Annotated in this window: 2 tRNA genes and 2 rRNA genes; all 4 read right to left on the bottom strand. The window is 49.1% G+C overall.

Annotated elements, in window-relative coordinates:
* Nucleotides 1-5: 5 nt before the first annotated feature.
* The 4 genes from JZ784_RS17450 to JZ784_RS17435 all read right to left on the bottom strand — a co-directional run bounded on the left by JZ784_RS17450 (nt 6) and on the right by JZ784_RS17435 (nt 5,106).
* Nucleotides 6-2,900: ribosomal RNA gene (locus JZ784_RS17450) — 23S ribosomal RNA — on the bottom strand.
* A gap of 406 nt (nt 2,901-3,306) precedes the next feature.
* Nucleotides 3,307-3,382, bottom strand: a tRNA-Ala gene (locus JZ784_RS17445).
* Between the two features lie 50 nt (nt 3,383-3,432).
* A tRNA-Ile gene (locus tag JZ784_RS17440) sits at nt 3,433-3,509 on the bottom strand.
* Nucleotides 3,510-3,568: 59 nt separating this feature from the next.
* Nucleotides 3,569-5,106 (bottom strand): 16S ribosomal RNA (locus JZ784_RS17435).
* The 16S and 23S rRNA genes sit together here with 2 tRNA genes alongside, the layout of an rRNA operon.
* Between the last annotated feature and the right edge of the window lie 173 nt (nt 5,107-5,279).

The raw sequence follows: 5,279 nt of genomic DNA, 5'->3' as shown, positions 1-5,279 counted from the left end.
GTTGTATAGTCAAGCCTCACGAGCAATTAGTACTGGTCAGCTTCATGCGTCACCGCACTTCCACATCCAGCCTATCAACGTCGTAGTCTTCAACGGCTCTTTAGAGGACATAAAGTCCTAGGGAAATCTTATCTTGAGGTAGGCTTCCCGCTTAGATGCTTTCAGCGGTTATCCCTTCCGAACATAGCTACCCGGCGATGCGACTGGCGTCACAACCGGTACACCAGAGGTTCGTCCACTCTGGTCCTCTCGTACTAGGAGCAGATCCTCTCAAATTTCCAGCGCCCACGGTAGATAGGGACCGAACTGTCTCACGACGTTCTAAACCCAGCTCGCGTACCTCTTTAAATGGCGAACAGCCATACCCTTGGGACCTGCTTCAGCCCCAGGATGAGATGAGCCGACATCGAGGTGCCAAACACCGCCGTCGATATGAACTCTTGGGCGGTATCAGCCTGTTATCCCCAGAGTACCTTTTATCCGTTGAGCGATGGCCCTTCCATACAGAACCACCGGATCACTAAGACCTACTTTCGTACCTGCTCGACTTGTGGGTCTCGCAGTTAAGCGCGCTTTTGCCTTTATACTCTACGCGTGATTTCCGACCACGCTGAGCGCACCTTCGTACTCCTCCGTTACTCTTTAGGAGGAGACCGCCCCAGTCAAACTACCCACCAGACATGGTCCTCGCTCCAGATTATGGAGCAGAGTTAGAACCTCAATATTACCAGGGTGGTATTTCAAGATTGGCTCCACCGCAACTAGCGTCGCGGTTTCAAAGCCTCCCACCTATCCTACACAAGTAAGATCAAAGTTCAATGTCAAGCTGCAGTAAAGGTTCACGGGGTCTTTCCGTCTAGCCGCGGGTACACCGCATCTTCACGGCGATTTCGATTTCACTGAGCCTCTGCTGGAGACAGCGCCCCCATCATTATGCCATTCGTGCAGGTCGGAACTTACCCGACAAGGAATTTCGCTACCTTAGGACCGTTATAGTTACGGCCGCCGTTTACTGGGGCTTCGATCAAGAGCTTCGCTTACGCTAACCCCATCAATTAACCTTCCAGCACCGGGCAGGCATCACACCCTATACGTCCACTTTCGTGTTTGCAGAGTGCTATGTTTTTAATAAACAGTTGCAGGGGCCTGGTTTCTGTGGCTGCCAGCAGCTCAAGAAGCAAGTTCTATCACCGCCGGCAGCGTACCTTCTCCCGAAGTTACGGTACCATTTTGCCTAGTTCCTTCAGCAGAGTTCTCTCAAGCGCTTTGGTCTACTCGACCTGACCACCTGTGTCGGTTTCGGGTACGATTCCTGTGCAACTGAAGCTTAGAGACTTTTCCTGGAAGCATAGTATCAGCCACTTTACTGTACAAGTACAGCTTGCTATCAGATCTCAGCATAGAGTACCCCGGATTTGCCTAAGATACATGCCTACATCCTTTCACCTGGACAACCAACGCCAGGCTGACTTAACTTACTCCGTCCTCTCATCGCATTACACAGAAGTATTGGAATATTAACCAATTTCCCATCGACTACGCCTCTCGGCCTCGCCTTAGGGGTCGACTCACCCAGCCCCGATTAACGTTGGACTGGAACCCTTGGTCTTTCAGCGAACGGGTTTTTCACCCGTTTTGTCGTTACTCACGTCAGCATTCGCACTTCTGATACCTCCAGCAGACTTCTCAATCCACCTTCATCGGCTTACAGAACGCTCCCCTACCACTTGCAATAAATTGCAAATCCGCAGCTTCGGCATATAGTTTTAGCCCCGTTACATCTTCCGCGCAGGCCGACTCGACTAGTGAGCTATTACGCTTTCTTTAAAGGGTGGCTGCTTCTAAGCCAACCTCCTAGCTGTCTATGCCTTCCCACATCGTTTCCCACTTAACTATAATTTTGGGGCCTTAGCTGGCGGTCTGGATTGTTTTCCTCTTGACTACGGACGTTAGCACCCGCAGTCTGTCTCCCGGATAGTACTCATTGGTATTCGGAGTTTGCATCGGTTTGGTAAGTCGGGATGACCCCCTAGCCGAAACAGTGCTCTACCCCCAATGGTATTCGTCCGAGGCGCTACCTAAATAGCTTTCGGGGAGAACCAGCTATCACCGAGTTTGATTAGCCTTTCACCCCTATCCACAAGTCATCCCCTGGCTTTTCAACGACAGTGGGTTCGGTCCTCCAGTTAGTGTTACCCAACCTTCAACCTGCTCATGGATAGATCACCCGGTTTCGGGTCTACACCCAGCAACTAAACGCCCTATTAAGACTCGATTTCTCTACGGCTCCCCTATTCGGTTAACCTCGCTACTGAATGTAAGTCGCTGACCCATTATACAAAAGGTACGCAGTCACCGGACTAAGCCGGCTCCCACTGCTTGTATGCATGCGGTTTCAGGATCTATTTCACTCCCCTCACAGGGGTTCTTTTCGCCTTTCCCTCACGGTACTGGTTCACTATCGGTCAGTCAGGAGTATTTAGCCTTGGAGGATGGTCCCCCCATATTCAGACAAGGTTTCACGTGCCTCGCCCTACTCGACATCATCATATAAGCCCTTTCGTGTACAGGACTATCACCCACTATGGTTGCACTTCCCAGAGCATTCCACTAGAACTTATATGACTTAATGGGCTGTTCCCCGTTCGCTCGCCGCTACTGAGGGAATCTCAATTGATTTCTTTTCCTAAGGGTACTGAGATGTTTCACTTCCCCTCGTTCGCCTCATACACCTATGTATTCAGTGTATGATACCTGCCTTATGACAGGTGGGTTTCCCCATTCAGAAATCTCCGGATCACAGGATATTTGCCGCCTCCCCGGAGCTTATCGCAGGCTATTACGTCTTTCATCGCCTCTGACTGCCAAGGCATCCACCACATGCACTTAATTACTTGACTATACAACCCCAAACAGCCGACGATGCCTACAAGTAGCATCTTCAACATTTTAGTTCAGAGTTCTGTGAACTTAATCACTGTACAGCTTCAATTAGATTCATATACCAAAACGCTTGATTCAGTTAATTTCGCTAGTAACTCATTTCATTCAACATTAACAATTGCTTGTTAAGCTAACTAAAACGAGTATGAACAAATTATTTCAACTCAAATATATTCTGTTAATGATTTTTCCAGCCTTCGTCAGGTCAGGAAACCGTGATAAATCACAGAGATTATCAAGTCCGCGTATCATAACGCTTATACTTGCTAATCTCTAGGATCTAAAACTTCGTTTGCTTAAGGACTAAACTAACAACCTTTTGACTGTTCATTTATTAACTTAACCATATCGCAAAGCGATATATGGTGGAGACTAGGAGAGTCGAACTCCTGACCTCCTGCGTGCAAAGCAGGCGCTCTACCAACTAAGCTAAGTCCCCAGCTTATCATCTAGATTCAATGCATCTTCTTTCTGTACAGCTAGTCAGAATGGTGGGTCTGACAAGACTTGAACTTGTGACCCCACGCTTATCAAGCGTGTGCTCTAACCAACTGAGCTACAGACCCTCAGATACATCAATGAAGAACAACTTGTTGTGGATTCTTACCAATCGTCAATCTTTCGTTAAGGAGGTGATCCAGCCGCAGGTTCCCCTACGGCTACCTTGTTACGACTTCACCCCAGTCATCGGCCACACCGTGGTAAGCGTCCTCCTTGCGGTTAGACTACCTACTTCTGGTGCAACAAATTCCCATGGTGTGACGGGCGGTGTGTACAAGGCCCGGGAACGTATTCACCGCGGCATTCTGATCCGCGATTACTAGCGATTCCGACTTCATGGAGTCGAGTTGCAGACTCCAATCCGGACTACGATCGGCTTTTTGAGATTAGCATCCTATCGCTAGGTAGCAACCCTTTGTACCGACCATTGTAGCACGTGTGTAGCCCTGGTCGTAAGGGCCATGATGACTTGACGTCGTCCCCGCCTTCCTCCAGTTTGTCACTGGCAGTATCCTTAAAGTTCCCGGCTTAACCCGCTGGCAAATAAGGAAAAGGGTTGCGCTCGTTGCGGGACTTAACCCAACATCTCACGACACGAGCTGACGACAGCCATGCAGCACCTGTATGTAAGTTCCCGAAGGCACCAATCCATCTCTGGAAAGTTCTTACTATGTCAAGACCAGGTAAGGTTCTTCGCGTTGCATCGAATTAAACCACATGCTCCACCGCTTGTGCGGGCCCCCGTCAATTCATTTGAGTTTTAGTCTTGCGACCGTACTCCCCAGGCGGTCTACTTATCGCGTTAGCTGCGCCACTAAAGCCTCAAAGGCCCCAACGGCTAGTAGACATCGTTTACGGCATGGACTACCAGGGTATCTAATCCTGTTTGCTCCCCATGCTTTCGTACCTCAGCGTCAGTATTAGGCCAGATGGCTGCCTTCGCCATCGGTATTCCTCCAGATCTCTACGCATTTCACCGCTACACCTGGAATTCTACCATCCTCTCCCATACTCTAGCTTCCCAGTATCGAATGCAATTCCTAAGTTAAGCTCAGGGATTTCACATCCGACTTAAAAAGCCGCCTACGTACGCTTTACGCCCAGTAAATCCGATTAACGCTCGCACCCTCTGTATTACCGCGGCTGCTGGCACAGAGTTAGCCGGTGCTTATTCTGCGAGTAACGTCCACTCATCCTAGGTATTAACTAGAAGAGCCTCCTCCTCGCTTAAAGTGCTTTACAACCAAAAGGCCTTCTTCACACACGCGGCATGGCTGGATCAGGGTTCCCCCCATTGTCCAATATTCCCCACTGCTGCCTCCCGTAGGAGTCTGGGCCGTGTCTCAGTCCCAGTGTGGCGGATCATCCTCTCAGACCCGCTACAGATCGTCGCCTTGGTAGGCCTTTACCCCACCAACTAGCTAATCTGACTTAGGCTCATCTATTAGCGCAAGGTCCGAAGATCCCCTGCTTTCCCCCGTAGGGCGTATGCGGTATTAGCGTTCCTTTCGAAACGTTGTCCCCCACTAATAGGCAGATTCCTAAGCATTACTCACCCGTCCGCCGCTAGGTTAGGTAGCAAGCTACCCTTCCCCGCTCGACTTGCATGTGTTAAGCCTGCCGCCAGCGTTCAATCTGAGCCATGATCAAACTCTTCAGTTTAAAATCAATAGTGCTTTATTCAAAACACCAAATCTGGCTCATCAATTTTCTGACATTAATTTCTCAAATAAACTTCGAGTAATTTCTACCATCAATCAATGAAAATAATTTCGATCAATCAACCAGTAAAAATCCACACAAGTTGTTCTTCATAATCTCTTAATGATCTTCTT

Source organism: Acinetobacter sp. CWB-B33, assembly GCF_039655955.1.
Classification (GTDB): Bacteria; Pseudomonadota; Gammaproteobacteria; order Pseudomonadales; family Moraxellaceae; genus Acinetobacter; species Acinetobacter bouvetii.
This window is presented reverse-complemented; position numbering and strand designations above follow the sequence as displayed.